General features: G+C 42.2%; 13 protein-coding genes. 6 read left to right on the top strand and 7 right to left on the bottom strand.

Annotation, left to right across the window (positions count from 1 at the left end; genetic code table 11):
* Positions 1-3: 3 nt before the first annotated feature.
* Positions 4-1,020 carry an HlyD family efflux transporter periplasmic adaptor subunit gene (locus tag DPG01_RS13550; RefSeq protein ID WP_110975448.1) on the bottom strand — a complete coding sequence of 339 codons (1,017 nt, stop codon included), beginning with the start codon at positions 1,018-1,020 and terminating at the stop codon, positions 4-6.
* Between the two features lie 116 nt (positions 1,021-1,136).
* Here DPG01_RS13550 and DPG01_RS13545 point away from each other — a divergent pair, with 116 nt between their 5' ends.
* Positions 1,137-1,772 (top strand): TetR/AcrR family transcriptional regulator, encoded by a 636-nt coding sequence (locus DPG01_RS13545; RefSeq protein WP_086209368.1) that lies wholly within the window; start codon positions 1,137-1,139, stop codon positions 1,770-1,772.
* On the opposite strand, the gene DPG01_RS13540 is transcribed toward DPG01_RS13545, so the two are convergent.
* A complete protein-coding gene (locus tag DPG01_RS13540; protein WP_110975447.1) occupies positions 1,763-3,517 on the bottom strand; it encodes an amidohydrolase in 1,755 nt (584 codons plus the stop codon). The two genes, DPG01_RS13545 and DPG01_RS13540, sit on opposite strands and share 10 nt — an antisense overlap.
* A 153-nt stretch (positions 3,518-3,670) precedes the next feature.
* Complete coding sequence (locus DPG01_RS13535) at positions 3,671-4,555, bottom strand: LysR family transcriptional regulator (RefSeq protein WP_086209596.1); 885 nt, start codon at positions 4,553-4,555, stop codon at positions 3,671-3,673.
* Between the two features lie 108 nt (positions 4,556-4,663).
* Here DPG01_RS13535 and DPG01_RS13530 point away from each other — a divergent pair, with 108 nt between their 5' ends.
* Together DPG01_RS13530 and DPG01_RS13525 are read left to right on the top strand one after the other, a co-directional pair.
* Positions 4,664-5,239: a chromate transporter gene (locus DPG01_RS13530; RefSeq protein ID WP_086209370.1), complete on the top strand. Its 576-nt coding sequence runs from the start codon at positions 4,664-4,666 to the stop codon at positions 5,237-5,239.
* Positions 5,236-5,751 (top strand): chromate transporter, encoded by a 516-nt coding sequence (locus DPG01_RS13525; protein WP_110975446.1) that lies wholly within the window; start codon positions 5,236-5,238, stop codon positions 5,749-5,751. The genes DPG01_RS13530 and DPG01_RS13525 overlap by 4 nt, the downstream gene beginning before the upstream one ends.
* A 146-nt stretch (positions 5,752-5,897) precedes the next feature.
* Here the strand turns inward: DPG01_RS13525 and DPG01_RS13520 are convergent, their stop codons facing one another.
* From DPG01_RS13520 to DPG01_RS13505, 4 genes are read right to left on the bottom strand one after another with little or no spacing between them, the layout of a single operon-like run.
* The gene (locus tag DPG01_RS13520) at positions 5,898-7,295 is read right to left on the bottom strand and encodes an efflux transporter outer membrane subunit (protein WP_110975445.1); all 1,398 of its coding nucleotides are present in this window, start codon (positions 7,293-7,295) and stop codon (positions 5,898-5,900) included.
* A gap of 21 nt (positions 7,296-7,316) precedes the next feature.
* Positions 7,317-10,424, bottom strand: a complete 3,108-nt coding sequence (locus DPG01_RS13515) for an efflux RND transporter permease subunit (RefSeq protein ID WP_110975444.1) — start codon at positions 10,422-10,424, stop codon at positions 7,317-7,319.
* A complete protein-coding gene (locus tag DPG01_RS13510) occupies positions 10,421-13,534 on the bottom strand; it encodes a multidrug efflux RND transporter permease subunit (RefSeq protein ID WP_110975443.1) in 3,114 nt (1,037 codons plus the stop codon). The genes DPG01_RS13515 and DPG01_RS13510 overlap by 4 nt, the downstream gene beginning before the upstream one ends.
* Positions 13,535-13,537: 3 nt before the next feature.
* Positions 13,538-14,746 (bottom strand): efflux RND transporter periplasmic adaptor subunit, encoded by a 1,209-nt coding sequence (locus tag DPG01_RS13505; RefSeq protein ID WP_110975442.1) that lies wholly within the window; start codon positions 14,744-14,746, stop codon positions 13,538-13,540.
* Between the two features lie 296 nt (positions 14,747-15,042).
* Here DPG01_RS13505 and DPG01_RS13500 point away from each other — a divergent pair, with 296 nt between their 5' ends.
* The 3 genes from DPG01_RS13500 (at position 15,043) to DPG01_RS13490 (ending at position 19,094) form a co-directional block, all read left to right on the top strand.
* A complete protein-coding gene (locus DPG01_RS13500) occupies positions 15,043-15,558 on the top strand; it encodes a sigma-70 family RNA polymerase sigma factor (RefSeq protein WP_110975441.1) in 516 nt (171 codons plus the stop codon).
* 20 nt (positions 15,559-15,578) lie between these two features.
* Positions 15,579-16,535, top strand: a complete 957-nt coding sequence (locus DPG01_RS13495; protein WP_110975440.1) for a FecR family protein — start codon at positions 15,579-15,581, stop codon at positions 16,533-16,535.
* A gap of 99 nt (positions 16,536-16,634) precedes the next feature.
* On the top strand, positions 16,635-19,094 hold the full coding sequence (locus tag DPG01_RS13490; RefSeq protein WP_228157005.1) for a TonB-dependent siderophore receptor: 2,460 nt from the start codon (positions 16,635-16,637) through the stop codon (positions 19,092-19,094).
* Positions 19,095-19,151: the final 57 nt, after the last annotated feature.

Below are 19,151 nucleotides of genomic sequence, written 5' to 3'. Positions count from 1 at the left end.
GACTTACTCGCTTGTTTTTGCTTTGGAAGATTTATCAATATTGACCGTCACAGGTTGTCCCATTTTCAACTGGTCATTCGGATCATTGACATAAATACGAACTTCATAGACCAACGTGGTACGAATGTCCTCGGTCTGAACGGTTTTCGGGGTAAATTCAGCAACAGAGGAGATATAACCAATTTTTCCAGTGATTGGCTGATCTGGTTGTGAATCACGCAAAATGGTGGCCGTTGAACCCATTTTGATTTGTCCAAGCTCTGTCTCACTGGCATAGACGCGTACCCATTTTGGATCAGTTAAAGCAATGGTATAAACCGATTTGCTAGATGTCGTCATATCGCCCACCTCTTGTAAGCGTGCCCGTACAACACCATCCACAGGTGAGCGTAATTCACTTTGTGCAATTTGATATTTGATCAAATCCAAACTCGCTTTAGTCGAATCATATTGTGCTTTTGCCGCTTCGCGATCTTCTTTGCGCACCCCTTTTAACAGCAACTGCAAATTGGCTTCACTTTCACGCAAAGCTGCTTCGGCTGTTTTCATAGTGCTTTTAGCTGTATCAACTTCTTGCTTACTCACCGCTTGGCCTAGCGAACTATTGTTTAACACCGCTAGACGTTGATATTGTTTATCGGCATTTTCGAGTTGTGCTTTAGCTGATCCAACTTGTGCCTTTGCTTGGGCAATCTCTTCAGGTCGATTGCCCGCGGCTTGCTCATTTAAAGTTTGCTGTTGAACCTGCAATTGCGCATCCGCTTGTTGGGCTTGGATACTTAAAGATTCTGTATTTAAATGCGCTAGCACTTGGCCTTTTTTGACACGATCGCCTTCCTGAACAGTCATATTTTTAATACGCCCTGCGGTTTCAAAAGCAAGAGAGACTTGTCGAATATCAACATTGCCATACAACACGATGTGCTGCGCATCGTCCTTATCTCGATTCAACCACCAATATGCGACTGCCGATCCAAGCAAGACCAATCCAATCAGCACCGCGACGTGACTCTTTTTCATGCACACCAGACCTTTGCTTATTTTTAATACAAGTTTAAATTTAAATTAAATTTAAACTACAATAATTAAGTAAAAAAAGATATACTCCTCTCATAATTTTTTACGCAGAGTAAACAATGTCTAGAGCTGGACGTAGCGATGGTGACTTAACCAAGTCGAAAATTTTGGATGCAGCAGGTCGTTTAATTGCTCAGAATGGTTTTGCAAAAACCACCAGCAAAGCGATTGCGAAGCTTGCCGAAGTCGATTTGGCTGCCATTAACTATCACTTCGACGGTCGTGATGGTCTATATCGTGCCGTATTAGCCGAAGCACATACGCATTATATTGATGAAGAAAAGCTGTTGGCTTTATTAAACAGCTCCCGCACCCCAACTGAAAAACTAGAAGTTTTTTTTGAAACCCTGATCAGCAAATTGGTTGAAACGGATGTGTGGCACAGCAAAGTATTTATTCGGGAACTTTTTTCGCCCACCACACATTTATACGATTTTATGCAAACTGAGGGCGCAAGAAAATTTCTATTAATCAAAAAGATCATTAGCCAAGTCTCAGGTATTGATGAAAACCACCCTGCATTATTAGCCTGCGTTTTGAGCACAGTTGCACCGTGCATGATGCTGATTATCGCTGATTCAAACTTACCTGGGCCACTTAAAAATGTTTCGAAAGTTGAACCTGCGCTTTTGGTCAAACATCTCATGACCTTTTCAGTCGCAGGTTTAGCCGCCGCTAAACAACTTTATCGTTGATAAACCAACTGTCCTTGCTTATAAGTTGCAAGGACTTTGATGTCTTTGATTTTAGACGGTTCAATAGTGATTGGATTGGCGCTTAAAATAACAAAGTCACCGTATTTCCCTGTACTTAAAGTGCCTTTAATATCTTCTTCAAAATACTGATATGCAGCCCAGTCTGTCATCGTTTTAAGTCCGATATACGGGCTGACTTTCTGCGCCTCACCCAAAACTTTGCCTGTTCGCGTAGTGCGATTAACCGTTGCATCCAGTACTATCATGCTTTTCGGTGGGATGACAGGAGCATCATGATGCTCTGTGAAAATCATGCCTTTTCTTAAAGCTGAACCTGTCGGTGAAATATGTTCAGCACGCTTTTCACCTAATGTTTGTGCCACATGCCAATCCCCCCAGTAGTAGGTATGCAAAGAAAAAAATGAGGGAATTAGGTGAAGCTGTTTCGCCCGATCCAGTTGATCTTCACGCATGGTTTGCGCATGAATAATCACATCACGTCGCTTTGAAGCATCATACTTCTTTTGCGCATTAGCAATCACATTGAGGTATTGATCAATCGCGGCATCACCATTGGCATGTGCCAAAATAGGCCATTGTTTCTCGAAAGCCAAATCAATCATTTGCTGAACTGTTTTTTGTTCTGGAAATGCAGGATAACCACGATAGTTTTTATCTTTCCCTTCGGGTGGAACCACATAAGGTTCGGTTAACCATGCTGTTTTACCTTGGGGTGAACCATCTAAGCTAATTTTCACGCCACCAATTCTAAAGTGATTGACATAGTTTTTACTTACCCCTTTTTCAAGCATATATGCCTGTTCAGAACTAATATCGGGATAAGAGACAACATCAATCGCTAATTTGTTTTGATTGGCCAAACTACGCCAAAGCTCTGAAGTGCCACGATCAGCTCGTCCCTCTTGTACCGTGGTATAGCCATTTGCCATATAGGTCTGTACTGCAGTCAATGCCATCTGTTGCATGATTTCAGGTGGTACGGTTTTAAAAGCTTGCATCATTGCCTCAATCACGACACTTTCTTCCAGTACACCATTTGGAATATTTGTCCCGACCACGCGTCGAATCACCCCACCACTAGGATTGCTACTTTTTTCATTAATGCCTAACAATTCGAGTGCCTTGTGATTTGCAGAAGCCAAATGTCCTGATTGATGCAAAATCAGCACGGGTTGAGTCGTTGAAATCTGATCTAAGTCCGAGGCTGTTGGATGAACTTTCTCTTGTAGCTGGGCGTCATCATAACCATTGCCAATCATCCAACCAGAAGTGGCTTTTATAAACTGTGGATTTTGCTTTGCCCACGCCTTCATTTCTTGAACCAATGTGGCAATACTCACCACCTTGCCATCTGGTGGCGGATATAAATTAGCCACGGTTTGCTGCATACCGACAGAGTTTAAATGGCTATGGGCATCAATAATGCCTGGGATGACTGTCTTGTGATTCAAATTCAGACGTTTCGCCTGTGGCGCAAGCTTTTCAGCCTCAGACAATGCACCTGTATAACGGATCTTTCCATCTTGAATTAACATGGCATCGACATAGCTGGGCTGCATGCTTTGCATGGTTAAAATGGGGCCACCATAGACCAACAAGGCATTTTTCATTTGTTGTTGTGTATTTGAAACCGTGCTAGACGGACTGGATGTACAACCGCTTGTCAACAACACAGAGGAAGAAAGCACAGTTGTAAGTGCAAAGGAAACTTTATTAAAAAACATGGGCTAAACACCTCATATCACTAAATATTATATTTTTACTCTGTACGAGCATTCCTTATATCTATAAAACTTGGATACATCACATCAATACTCTACCTTAGCACTTTAAGTCAGCGCTTGTCAGGCAGAATAAAGTGCTAGATATACAACAGATTATTGTAATAATTTTAAAATGTGCTGCAAACGGATGTGATCTATATTTTCTTTATACACTGCATAAATCGGTGCAATACACGGATTATTGGCCTTGAGCGCTTTATAAACAATCTGCTTATTCCAAAAGTCACGGATGGCTTCAGGCACGATGGATAAGCCAATTCCGGCAGCAATCAAATTTAAACTTGAAGTTAAACGTGGCGCTTCTTGTACGATTTTTGGACTAAAACCTGCTTGATAACAACTGGCCAAAATATTATCGAATAGATCTTGCCCAGCTAAACGTCGGTATAGCACAAAATCATGCGGTTCAAGATCTAGCAAATGAATCGGTTCGGCTTGCTCAGCCAAAGGATGATTGTTGGGTAGAGCCACAATGAGCGGCTCATCCAGTACATGCAAACTGGTTAAACCGAGGCCAATAGGTGCAGGTTTTCGTAAGAACACAATGTCATTTTTTTCATTGCTAATGGAATCAATCAGCGAGCTACTGCCATCTTCTTCCAAATGAATTGAAACACGTGGAAAAGTTTCCCGAAAGTTACGCAGCAACGCTGGTAAAAATGGATGTAAGCCAACCGAGTTGGTAAAGCCAATATTAATCTGACCTTCGACCCCCAAAGAAATATCCTGCACACGTTTGGGAATTAACTGTGCATGCGCTAATATCGCAAGGGCTTCTTTGTACAAAACCTTACCTGCTTCTGTGACCTCAACACCACGCGGCAAACGCTTTAATAGCTGCGCATTCAGTTCTTCTTCCAAGCTTTTGATAATCCGTGTCAACGGTGGTTGTTGCATATTCAAACGAACAGCGGCATGCGAAATATTACTTTCTTCTACCACTGCAACAAATGCTCTGAGTTTATGGATATCAATCATGTCTGCCCCATCAAACATACTTTTTCAGTATATATAACGTCAAAAATAGCATTTTTCAACATATCTCTACAGGTTCATACTGAGCTCATTCAACAAAAGGTGAAAGACATGAACACTGAAGTGCTCCCTGCTGAACAAATAACCCACCCGACTTCTCGGGAACTATTTGCAGGCTTTATGAAGCTGGGACTCATGGGCTTTGGTGGTGTATTGCCACTTGCACACCAAATGGTTGTAGAAGACCAAAAATGGCTCAACACGGAAGAGTTCACACACTTATTGGGTGTCTGTCAAATCCTCCCTGGTGGAAACATCATCAATATGGCTGTTGCGATTGGCTATGAATTTCAGGGAGTTAAAGGTGCGATTAGTGCCGTTCTCGGATTAATTTTTGCACCGACGGTGATTGTGATTTTGCTGTATGAACTCTATGCACAATTTCAAAGTATCCCCGTGATTCAGCACATGATTCAGGGGCTGGCAGCAGCGGCAGCAGGTTTACTGTTTGCCATGGGTTTAAAAATGTTGAAACCGATTCTGAAAAGCTACCTCACAATCTTTACTATCGCGCTAACCATCGTCTTTATGTTGATCATTAAAATTCCACTGGCACTGACTTTACTGATTTTAGTAGGCATCAATGTCGCGGTCTTAAGCTTGAAAAAAAGAGGAAAAAACGCATGATTTTACTCACCTTAGCCATCGTTTTTACCCAGCTTTCTATATTGGCCTTTGGTGGAGGCAATGCCATTTTGCCTGAGATGCAACATCAGGTGGTTGAAGTGCATCGCTGGCTTACTGCTACAGAGTTCAGCACCATGTTTGCCATGGCTCAAGCGGCTCCAGGCCCCAATATGATGATTGTACCTTTGGTCGGCTGGCATGTGGCTGGGCCTGCTGGGCTGTTCGTGACTTCACTGGCGAAGTTTGGGCCCTCTTCTGTACTGACTGTATTTGCACTCAAATTTTGGAATCAGTTTAAGGATCACCCACTACGTAGCATGTTTGAAAAGGCGTTGAAACCCATTACCGTCGGTTTGGTTTTGGTTAGTGCCTATATTATTGCCGCTGCATCTGCTCAGAACTGGTTACTCATCGCAATCGTTATCGTCGCTACTGGTTTAAGCTTAGTTAAAAAAATTCATCCACTGTGGGTCATGCTCTTTGGGGCAGTGTCAGGCGCACTTTTTTTATAAACAGTCTGTTCATTATAATCAGTATCCAATTACACATACTTTCTGTTTCACTGTTACTTTCAAATAAATAGTTTAAGCGTTGCATCTGAAAACCAAGATGCAAGGCTTTGCCATTTGAGTCAATAAACATGTGAAAAAATCAAGGTTTAGGAAATATTTCCACCCAATGCAGTGATTAATTGCGCTGTATTTTTTAATTGGATTTGTTGCAACTCTAATGTGCTCTGTTCAGCTTGTAGCCTTAAATTCTGCGCCGTGACCACTTCCAAATAACTCACTAAACCTGCGTTATAACGTCGCATCACCACTTGTTCATTTTCTTTGCTCAGTTGTAGCAACTGAGCTTGTTCCAATTGTTGTTGCTTCAAACTTGAAGTCTGCATTAAGGCATCATCGACTTCCTTCCAGCCCGTAAGTACAGCTTGCTTATAGGCTGCTAATTTTTCGTCATAGCTTGCCTGCGCTTGAGCAATTTCAGCTTGACGTTTTCCACCATCAAAAATAACCGAAGCCGCTTCTAATCCCGTAGACCATAAGTATGCAGGGGCTTGGAACAATTGGCCCAACACTTGACTATTTAAACTCGCATTAAGACCAATACTAAGATCTGGTAACCAAGCCGTTTGCGCTAAACCCAACTGCGCATGTGTGCTCGCAAGCTCCCGCTCTGCACGAATCACGTCGGGACGTTGCATGAGTAAACGACTGGGTAGCTGCGCAGGTACAGCAGGAATACTCAAACGTTGCTGACGTTTTGCCAATTGAAACTGAGCCACACTTTTACCCTGTAAGACTGACAGCACATTTTCCTGTAAATTGCGTTCACGCTGCGTTTCGATCTGCTGTATTTGCACTTGTTTCAACTGCGTTTCTGCCTGTATTACATCTGCCCGCGCAATCATCCCTGCTGTATATTGGTTTTTTAAAATTTGCACCGAACGTAGGTAACTTTTTTGGGTCTGCTGTAATACATCAAGCTGCGCATCCAAAACACGAATGTTCCAATAAGCCTCAGTCGCCAATAACTGCTGATTTAACTTGACTGCGGCTAAGTCAGCCTGCACCGCTTCTAAATTTGCCTGTTGTTCCTCTATCGCTTTTGCTACACGTCCCCACACATCGGGAATCCAACTGGCCTGAACCCCTGTACTAAACTGGCTATTTGGAGAAACATGCTTTGCACCATTACGGTTGGCAGCGCCTTCTAAGCTTAGATTGACAGAACGACTGGCTTTTTGCTGCTCAAGTAAAGCATTGGCTTGTCTATAGCGTGCTTCGGCCTGTTTTAGATTTAAGTTTTCTGCATTTAACTGTTGCAACAGTTGACTTAAAATAGGGTCTTGATAAATGTCCCACCATGCAGCTGTCTTACCTTTTAACTTTGCGGTTTCTGTCCAATTAAGCACCGCATATTTGTATTGATCAGCCGCTTGAATCATCGGTGTTTTATATTCAGGAGGACGTACGACCGCCGTAGAACTACATGCAGTCAACAACAATACACAACTTAGGCTGAAGACATTTTTATAAACCAAACCTGACATTCTATTTTCCTATTTCTTTATCTATTTGTCTAAGCTTTGCAGCACAAATTTACGTTTAAATCTTGAACAAGATTCAGCCCATTTTTCAAAGAGCAAATACAAAACAGGCGTTGTATACAAAGTTAAAAGCTGTCCAAGCGCCAAACCACCCACAATGACCACACCCAAAGGTTGACGTAACTCTGCCCCTTCACCCCAACTACAAGCCAGCGGAATCGCACCTAATAATGCTGCAGTATTGGTCATTAAAATCGGACGAAAACGTAGAGCCGCAGCAGACAACACAGCTTGAAATGCTGACTTTCCTGCACGCCGTTCATATAAAGTAAAATCAATCAATAAAATGGCATTTTTCACCACGATACCAATAAGTAAAAACATGCCCAATAATGCAATCAGGGTAAACTCAAAGTTAAATATCCATAAGGTCAACAGTGCACCCAAAGCCACAGCAGGTATAGTCGATAAAATCGTTAATGGATGCACCACACTTTCATAGGTCACCCCAAGCACGATATAAATCAGCACAATCACCGCAAGAATCAGTAAGGGGGTGCTTAATCCCGCTTGTAAACTTTCTGCCTCGACATCTTTATCTGTGGTCATAAAAACGTTGTTTGGCAACATCACTTCAGTGAGGACAGATCGGATCGCGGCATCAGCCTGTTCATAGCTATAGCCCTGTTTCACCACATAACCAATACCCATCGCGGCGTATTGATTACGTCGATACACCCGATCATTGGTAATTCCATAAGACCATGTCGCAAAGTTACGCAGTGGCACAGCCTGTCCATCTTTATTGGGAACCTGTACATTGGCTAAGGATTCAGGATGTTCCGTGAAGTGTTTATCTACTTCCATGACCACATGAAACTGTTGGGTCTGATCATAAATGGTTGAAATCTGGCGCTGTGAAAATGAATTATTCAATACACTCGAAATGCTTTCAATATCAACGCCCAAACGACGTGCTGCTTCACGGTCTACATCTAGGGTGACATGCTGTGCACCTTCATCCCCCATGGTTTCGACTTCCTCAAGTTCAGGCAGTTTTTGCATGGCCTGTGCAACTTTCGGCACCCATTTGCGTAGCTGTGCAACCTCGTCTGACTGTAGTAACAGCATATAATCTTGCCCACTGCCACTTGAAAAAGGATCATCCAGTTCTAATTCCTGTTCCACACGTGCTGAGAAAATTGCTCCAGCCTGCCACGGCGCATTTTTTTTCATACGCTCGACAATGGCATGTGAGCTTTGCCCCTCACGTTCCGATTTGGGTTTTAAACTCACCATGAAAAAGGAATTGGTGGTTCCACCTGCTCCCCCTGAAGTTCCAACCACATCTTTTACAGCAGGATCACTCAGCAAGCTTTGGCTAAAGGCTGCAATTTTGGGTTGCATAATTTGAAAAGAAAACCCGTCATCACCACGAATAAAAGCCTCAACTCGTCCTGTATCTTGCTCAGGCAATACTCGTTTAGGGAGGTGCTGATAGACATAGAATGAGGCCCCAATCGCACCTAGCCAAAATAAAATCACGACATAGCCATGTGCTAGCATCCATTTTAAAGATATTAAATAAGCATGATTGAACTGCTGCATGCAACGATGGCTAAATTGATATAAAGGCTGATGTTGGTCGCTCTCTAACGGTTTTAAACAACGTGCAGATAAGCTTGGTGTTAACACCAAGGACACAAAAACGGATAACACTACAATAAAAACTAAGGTCAGTGAAAACTCACGGAACAGCCGCTCAATCACACCGCCCATAAACAGCACTGAAATGAAAATCACCACCAATGCCAAATTCATGGCCACTAAAGTCAGCCCCACCTCCTGAATCCCTTTAATGGCGGCCTGTACAGGAGAGTCTCCCTGCTCAATATGACGCTCAATATTTTCCAGCACTACAATCGCATCATCCACCACCAATCCAATAGCGACAATCACCGCCATAATGGAGAGGTTATTGAGCGAAAAACCTGCCAAATACACCAAACTACAAGCACCCACCAACGTCACCAGCATGGCAATACTTGGTACAAAGGCGCTTTGTACACGCCCTAACATTAAAGCAACGACAATAATCACCAACAGCATGGAAAACAACAGCGTATCTCGGGCTTCCGCTAAGCCTGCGCGAATGATTTCAGAACCATCCATCACCGTAGTCAATTGTGTGTCTGCGGGTATGAGTGATTTTAGTTCAGGCAGTTTTTCTTTGATTTGATCAATGGTCGCAACAGTATTGGCATTGGGTTGACGGCTGATTTTGATAATCACCGCGGGTTTACCATTATGAAAACCACTGACATAGCGGTTTTCAACAGAATCTTGCACCTCAGCCACATCTTTTAAACGTACGATTGCTTGTGCGTTACGATGAATCACCAAGTTGGCAAAATCTTGCGCCTGTTTTAAATCATTCGACAGTGCAACTTGCCAACGAAGTTGATCTCTTTCAACCACGCCCAACGCTTGTACTGTATTACTTTTTTCAATTGCAGTACGGACTTGTTCCAATGAAACGCCTTGTACAATAAGTGCATTCGGATTTAAGGTGATCCGCACCGCTGGCATAGATGCGCCATCAATTTCAACTTCACCGACACCACTTATCTGCGCAAGATTGGGCTGGAGTTGATTGCTGGCAATTTCATATAATTTACCCGCAGATAAATGCTCTGAACTCAATGCCAAATAAAAAATTGGGCTTTGGCTTGGATTAACCTTGAAATATTCAGGTGGGCTGGGCATCCCTGATGGAAGTTGCGACATTGCAGCATTAATCGCAGCCTGTACTTCTCTCGCCGCTTCATTAATGTCCGTATCTAAGTCAAAGTGCAAAGTGACTTGCGTTGCATTTTGACTACTGGAAGAGTTAATCGCTTTTACCCCAGAAACGCCCATCATGGCCCGTTCTAAAGGTGTTGCAACGGTTGCCGACATACTTTCAGGACTTGCTCCAGGTAAACTGGCCCGCACCACAATGGTCGGAATATCTGCCTGAGGTAAGGACGCCACGGGTAAGCGGAAATACGCCAATACACCAAGCAATACAATCGCTATGCCCAATAACACACTGGCAACAGGACGATGAACCAAAGCAGAGAGCAGTTTCAAGACTCGCTCCTTGTTTCATCAAATTCAGCTAAAGGCAGCTTTGGTTTTTGAAAAGCATGCTGTAAACGGTCAAAAAACAAATAGACCACAGGCGTGGTAAATAAGGTCAGCACCTGACTTAAAATCAAACCACCAACCATGACAATCCCCAGAGGCTGGCGTAATTCAGCCCCTGAACCAGATGCCAACATGAGTGGAATTGCACCGACCAATGCCGCCAATGTCGTCATTAAAATGGGGCGGAATCGCATCAACGCTGCCTGATAAATCGCTTGCTGAGGTGAAAGACCCTCTTGGCGCTGCGCTGCCAAAGCAAAGTCCACCATCATGATGCCGTTTTTCTTCACCAAACCGATCAATAAAATAATTCCGATTAAAGCAATCATATCGAGTGGTCGACCTACCATAAACAGCGCCAATAAAGCCCCGATTGCGGCAGACGGTAAGGTTGAAAGAATAGTGATGGGATGAATAAAGCTCTCATACAACATCCCAAGCACGATATACATGGTCACAATCGCTGCAATCACCAACCAAAAGGTATGCTGTTGCGAGTTTTCAAATGCAGCAGCCGCCCCTTGTAGCTGAAGCTTAACTTCAGCAGGTAAATTGAGCTGCTGTTCCACACGTTGAATGGCTTGGATGGCATCTCCCAAAGCGACGCCTGTTGCAAGGTTGAAAGAGATACCGTTGGCAGGAAATTGAGCTTGCTGCTGTAAAATAATTGGGACACGTTTTTGCACAATACTGGCCACAGAACTGAGTAAAATCGGCTCTCCGCTGGCATTATGGATATAGCTTTGTTCTAAAGCTTGTATACCTTGAGTTAATTCTGGCGCCAGCTCGAGCACAATGCGGTACTGATTCGACTGGGTATATAAAGTTGCAATTTGTCGCTGTGCAAATAGATTTTGCAAAGCCAAACTAATGTCTTCTACTGTTAAGCCGAATCTCGCTGCTGCATCTCGATTGACATCAATATACGCCTGTAAACCTTGCCCAGCATTTTCACTGCTCACTTCTGCAAACTCAGGTTGTTGGCGTAAAGCATCTACCAAGACAGGTGTCCATAGCGCTAAATCTGTGTTTTTTGCTGCTGTCAAACTGAGCTGATATTGAGTTCGACTAATTTTATCTTCAATACTTAGCTCCTGCACAGGTTGCATCCAAGCTTGAATACCCTGAACATGAACCAACTCTTCACGCAGACGTGCCATCACTTGATCTGCACCCGCTCGTTCTGCATGGGACTTTAAGTTAATAAGAATTCGGCCATTACTGAGTTTCGGGTTATTGGCATCAATACCAATAAATGAAGACAGGCTTTCAACAGCGGGATCTTTTAAAATTTTAGCCGCTAGTGCTTGCTGGCGCTCACTCATGGCTTGAAATGAAATATCGTCTGGGGCTTCAGTCACTACTTGGATAACGCCACTGTCCTGCACAGGGAAAAAGCCTTTCGGAATCATCCAATACAAGAACCCTGCGAATAACACTGTACTGAGCATAACTGTCAGTGTCAGGGTTTGATGCCGAAATACCCATTGTAAAGCTTTTCCATACTGCTGAATAATGCCATCTAGACTCCATCTATTCGCTGAAGTTTGATGCTCTGCTTCTTTTAGTGAAGCTTTGCCTTTGAGCAAATAAGCACACATCATTGGCGTTAAGGTTAAAGAGACCACTAGAGAAATTGCAATTGCAGCCGCCAAAGTCACTGCAAACTCATGGAACAAACGTCCGACGACATCACCCATAAACAGTAGCGGGATGAGAACTGCGATCAATGAAATGGTTAAAGAAATGAGCGTAAAACCAATTTCCTTCGACCCTTTGAATGCCGCTTGCATGAGGCTCTCACCAGCTTCACGATGTCGTGCAATATTTTCCAACATCACAATCGCATCATCCACCACAAAGCCTGTGGCAATGGTCAGCGCCATTAAAGTCAGGTTATTGACTGAAAAACCTAAAAAATACATCAGTACAAACGTACCAATGATTGAAAGTGGAACGGCAATACTCGGAATAATGGTGGCAGATAAATTTCTCAAAAAGAGAAAAGTTACCATTACGACTAAACAAACCGCAAAGACTAATTCCTTTTGCACATCGTGGATTGAACTACGAATACTCTCTGTACGGTCGGTCAGTACTCGAATTTTGACGTTTTCGGGCAGGTTCTTTTGCAGCTCAGGCAACAATTGCTTAATCTGATCGGCCACTTGAATCACGTTGGCATTCGGTTGACGCTGTACATTCACCAAAATGGCAGTTTGGCTGTCTGCCCATGCCGCCATATAGCGGTCTTCACTGCCTTCAATCACCTGTGCCACATCTTTTAATCGAATTGGGGCACCGTTATTCCAGCGTAAAATAAGGCTTTCATAGTCTCCAATTGAACGAATTTGATCATTGGCATCCAGCATGGTACTGCGATATGGCCCATCAAAACTGCCTTTGGGTTGACTGGCATTGGCGGCATTGATTGCCGTGCGGACATCTTCGGCACTTATTTTATAAGCGGCAAGTGCAGCAGGATTCATTTGCACCCGTATTGCTGGTCGTTGCCCACCAGCAAGGCTCACCATACCCACACCGGTCAGTTGAGATAGCTTTTGTGCCACCCGAGTATCCACCATGTCATAAACCGTGGTGAGGGGTAAAGTTTCTGAACTAATTGCTAAGGTAATGACCGGCACATCGGCCGGATTGACCTTTCGATATACAGGTGGTGTTGGCAAATCACTTGGCAATTTACTGCTGGCAGTGCTTAGTGCAGATTGTACTTCTTGCTCCACTACACCCAGTTCAGCACTTAACTCAAACTGTAAGGTAATGACAGATGCCCCGACAGAACTCTGCGAAGACATTTGTTTTAAGCCCGCAATTTTGCCCATTTCCCGTTCAAGCGGTGCAGTGATAGTCCGTTGTACCGTGTCGGGGTTTGCCCCAGGCTGAAAGGTATAGACCTGAATAATGGGATAGTCGACCTGTGGTAGGGCTGATACGGGTAAAAGTCGCCAAACCAATAGTCCACTAAACAGCAATGCCAACATCAACAACGTGGTTGCGACTGGACGGATAATAAAGAACTTTGAAATATTCATGTCTTATCCAACAGCAGGTTTTGATGTGGCCATCGCTTGAGGTTGATCCGAGACAATTTGAACTTCTTTGCCTTCTGCAAGACGATCAATCCCTTCTAAAACCACCTGCTCCGTTCCGTTTAAGCCTGTTAAAACTTGAATCTGACCGTTAGAACTTAAACCCAAAGTGAGCATACGAATTTCTGCTTTTTTCTTCGGATTAACGATATACACATAAGTCCCTTTGGCCCCATGTTGCACGGCGTCACTTGGAATGCTGACAGCGTTTCGAATAGTGTGTGCATTTAAACGAACATTGACAAACTGATTGGGAAATAAGACATCATCACGATTATCAAAAATGGCCTTAATCTTTAATGTGCCTGTATTGGCATCAATCTGGTTATCCAACGCCTGTACATGACCAACCGCAAGCTGCTTTTGTTCTGCTTTATCCCATGCCTTGACTGGGACTTGATGTCCCTGTTTCATGTTGTTACGCAAATGAGCCAAATCATGTTCAGCCACTGAAAACTGTACATAAATAGGATGAACTTGAGTGATGCTGACCAAACCTGTCGTGTCATTGGCCTGTATTAAATTACCTGCATCTTTCTGCTGAAAACCAACTCGACCATTAATCGGCGAATAAATTTTGGTATAAGACAATTGTAATTTGGCTGCATCAACCTCAGCTTGATTGGCCTGTATTTGCCCTTTCAACTGATTGACTAAAGCTTGCTGTTGCTCTACTTGTTGTTTAGCAATTGAGTCTTGCTTAAAAAGCAGTTGATAACGTGCTAACTCCGTTCCTGCATTTCGGAGTTGCGCTAAGTTTTGCTGTTGTGTGCCTTCTGCCTGTGCCAAAGCCACTTGAAATGGTGCAGGGTCAACTTGAGCAAGAAGTTGTCCTTTTTGAACCGTCTGACCTTCTTTAAAATAAATCTGCTTGAGAACACCAGAAACCTGAGTTTGCACATTCACTGTATGGGTCGGAACAACTGTACCGATGGCTTTAATTTCCACCTGCAAGTCTTGTCGCTGTACAGACACGATACGTACAGGCACAGGTTTATCCCATTGACTATATTCTTCGCTAGGCTGCGACATAGTATTTTTCCAATACAGCCCTCCCATGCCTAACAACAAAATGACAATAATCAATCCAATCCAATATGTTCGACGATGAAGAAAATGCTTTGCTGGGTCGTTATTGTTCAATGGCTCACTCATTACATTTCCTATTCATTACAAAAAATTCTCGCCCAACACGTACTGTTCAAAACGATAAGACCCATACAATTTTTTAAAATTTGATCAAATTAAGTATTTAAAAAATTGACACTTCTTATTACAAATCACGCATATCTATTTATAAGACGGATGAAAACCTAAAAAAGCTCACAGTAAATGTTGCGTTTTGTAATTGCATTTAATAATGATTATCATTAATATTCAACCATTCATTTACTTATTCCACTTTTACTGGTGAGATTCAGGATATTTTTCTAGGGTCATGAGTTGAAAATATGAACTTAAATGTCCAAAAAAAAATGTGGTTTAGCCAGATATACAGCACACACCAAACCACGCTGTTGTCATGGTTTAAACATAAATTGCAACATCATCATCAGTCTGAAGACCTGAGTCAGGAGGTGTTTTATCGTGCACTTAAAAGTGAATACTGTTTTGAAAAAATTAAAGAGCCTCAAGCATGGCTCATGGGTATTGCAAAACATGTGATTATTGATCACTGGCGACATCAACATGTTGAAAGGTTGTATTTAGATGCTTTGACTCAGTTACCTGAAAACTACTACCCTTCGGCAGAGCATGAGGTGTGCATTCGAGAAACGCTTTATCAAGTACATCGCATGCTTGAGAAGCTACCGACGCGTACAGCACAGGTCTTTCTAATGTCCCAGTTAGATGGTCTCACCTATCGGGTGATTAGTGAGAAATTGAATATTTCTGAAGCAACGGTAAAAAGAGATATGAAACAGGCTTTTTTAGCTTGTATAAGTCTTTATAATCCTGTTGATTAATTCATCTTATTATAACACTTATGCCACAGCACTCTTCTTTACCTAATCATATCCTAGATGAAGCAGCCGATTGGCTGGTACTGATTCATTCTGGAGAGGTAACCGAGGAACAACGAGAGCAATTTGAGCAGTGGAAGTCAAAAAATAAAGAACATGCTTTGGCTATTTCACAGATTGAACGTTTTACACAAGGATTGTCTGATTTACCCAATTCTTTCCAACCAGATACCTTAGTTAAGTCTAAACATACATTTAGCACCTCTTTAAAGCACAATATGCTGTTTGGATTATCAGGGTTCTGCATTATTGGCTTAAGCCTTTATTGTATCCCTTGGGCAAAGCTACAAGCTGATTACCATAGCCAAGTGGGTGAAATTAAAACTGTGCCTTTAGCGGACGGTACAGAATTGATTTTAGCCAGTAATAGTTATGTCAATATCGACTTTTCAAAACAAACCAGACAAGTTGAATTGGTTGAAGGTGAGATTTATATTCAGACGGCAAAAGATCCGAAGCATCGCCCATTTATAGTCATGACCAAAGATGGAAAGATTGAAGCCTTAGGTACACAGTTTACAGTTCGCCAAGAAGATGAATATCGCACTAAAGTCAAAGTTTATGAACATGCGGTAGCCTTATATCCTGCCAAAACAGATACACGCAAACTTTTACAACAAGGCCAACGTACCAGTTTTGATGCCGATACAATTTCAGCCATCAATCCACTGAAGAATGAGCAACCGTATTGGACGCAACATCTACTGGTTGTGGAGCAATGGCCACTTAAAAAAGTGCTAGATGAATTGTACCGTTATCAAAATGGAACCTATTTTCTCGCTCCTGAGCTTGAAAATGTGCATGTTTCAGGCGTATTTTCATTAAAAAACCCAAAACAAAGCCTAGAGAACTTGGCCTATACCCATCAGCTTGAGCTGGATTATTACAGTTCATATCTATTAAAAATAAAAAAAAGATAAAAATATGACCCTTTTTTTGAGCTGACTCGACTTATACAGAAATACACTCCCAGTCGAGAACACCGCATGAAGGATTATCAGGCAAAAAGTAGATTAGCAATGGCTATTCGGGCAGTTTTATGGGGCATGCCACTAATGGCAGGAAGCCTTACCACTACTGCTATTTATGCTGCCACAACTTATCCTGTGAATATTACAAAACTCCCTTTGGATCAGGCATTGAAGCAACTCGCAATCCAAACGGGTACCACGATCAGCTATGACGCAAAGACACTCTCAAGTTTGCAAGCCAAAGCACTAAAAGGTAATTATGCAGTCGATGAGGCTCTGGCTGTATTATTACAGCCTTATGCTTTGGTTGCAGTAAAAGTAAATCATGGTGGTTACAGCATTCAAGCGAAACAACGAGTTCAAGCTGAAACACGAGATGTTCAACTCGAAGCTATTCATAGCCAAGCCAATAAAAATGCTCAAGGTAGTCAGGCGACGAATCCAGATGGATCAGCTCAACTTGCAACTATTTCCCTTAAAGCTACTAGTCAGAATATAACCAATGTTGGAAAACAAGCTCAGGACATTAAAGATGTTCCCCACTCTGTAACCGTCATGTCTCGGCAACGTATTGATGAGCAAGGTTTAAAAACGCTTGATGATGTAATGGTACAAACAACAGGTGTAACACGTGAGCAACTTTGGTTGAACAATAACTACAGTGCTCGCGGTCTAAAGATTGAAAATATTCGTTACGATGGTGGTAGTGCATCCAGCCTGCAGGACCGAAGTAACAGTGCTGATTTGGCGCAATACGAGTCTGTAGAAGTACTCCGTGGTGCAGATGGTCTATTTGGTGCAGGTGAAGCTGGGGGGGTTATTAATCTAACCTCAAAACGCCCAAAAGCTGAAACGTCCATTAACGGCATGATTTCTGCAGGTAGTTGGAATAACTATCGCACTGAATTAGATGCAACAGGTTCATTAACACAAGATCAAAGTATTAAAGGTCGCTTGGTCACAGTTTTCCAAGATCAGGACTTTTTCTACAAACCAACACATAACCGTCGTGAAATGATTTATGGTGCATTAAGCTTTGACTTATTGCCAGAAACCACACTATTTACAGGTGTAAGCTATCAGAAAGATAAAACCGACGCTTTTAATGCAAGTTTACCTCGTTGGGAGGATGGCGCAGATTTAGGTTTACCACGCAGCACGACAATGGGTGCACCGTGGAGCTGGGTAGAGCGTGAAAATATTGCCCTCTTTGCCAATCTACAACACCAAATTAATGATGACTGGAAAACACAGTTAAATGTCCGTCACAACATTGGTGATGATGCTATTAATGGCGCTGAAATGGAAGGTGCCGTCAGCTATGACACTCATCAAAGCCAATGGTGGCGTTATCAAGATGATACCAGCTTTAGAGAAACATCTTTAGATCTAAACTTACAAGGTAGTTTTAATTTATTTGAACAAAAACAAGATCTTATCTTAGGTATTGACCATACCAATAATCAAAAAGATTATAAACAAAACTGGACCTATTATGCAGATGGAGATGCGTTTAACCGTGTTGCACCTCCAGAATGGGATTATCCACCTGCGACATGGAGCACAAACAATACCAATGAAAGCAGTAAGTCAGCACTGTATGGCTCTCTAAAAGTACGACCGATTGACGATTTAGCATTAATTATTGGTGGTCGATATACCTTCAAAGATGAATTAACTATTGACAATCATAAAACAAATATTCGAAATACTTATACGGAAGACAAAACCTTCGTCCCTTATTATGGTATTACATATGATATTTTCCCATCAACTACAACTTATGCAAGTTATGCGGAAATTTATAAGAATCAACGTAATTATTTAATTGCAGCCGATGGTCCTGGGCTCGATCCTTTAACAGGTCGCAACATTGAATTGGGGATCAAACATCAGATTAATTCGAACCTACTTGCATCTATTGCTTACTTCAATATTAAAAAAGAAAAGGAGAAAGTTTATAACACATGGACAAGTATCCCAAATAGCAACTCATCATGCTGTTATATCGGAACAGGAACCATGGAAAGCAAGGGTGTCGATGTTGAGTTAAATGGTAATATTACGCCAGACTGGAATTTATCTGTTGGATATACTTACAATAAAAATGAGAAAAAAGACAATACAGATAACCCATACAATACTTACACACCTAAAAATCTGCTAAAAATTTGGACTACATATCAACTTGATCAATTGCTTGATGGTTTGGAAGTAGGAGGTGGTGTGATAGCACAAAGTAAAACCTATGCTAGTGGCTCAGTGAGAGCATTCAATCCAGCAACACAAAAATTTGATGGCGCATGGACGACTATTGAATTAGTTCAACCCAATTATGCAGTTTGGTCTGCGCGTGTGGCTTATGATATTAATCCCCAATGGAATATTGCACTTAATTTAAATAATATTTTTGATAAAACTTATTACAGCACTATTGGCTATCCAGGTTATGGTAATTTTTATGGCGAACCCCGTAGTTTCCTTTTAACTTTAAAAGCAAGTTACTAAAAAACTCAAGTTCTAATATTAATAATTTACTTCATAAGAAACATTATCGAGATGTAA

The organism is Acinetobacter sp. WCHAc060042 (genome assembly GCF_003231195.1).
Taxonomy (GTDB): domain Bacteria; phylum Pseudomonadota; class Gammaproteobacteria; order Pseudomonadales; family Moraxellaceae; genus Acinetobacter.
Note: the sequence above shows the minus strand (reverse complement) of the source record. Positions and strands in the feature narration are given on the sequence as shown.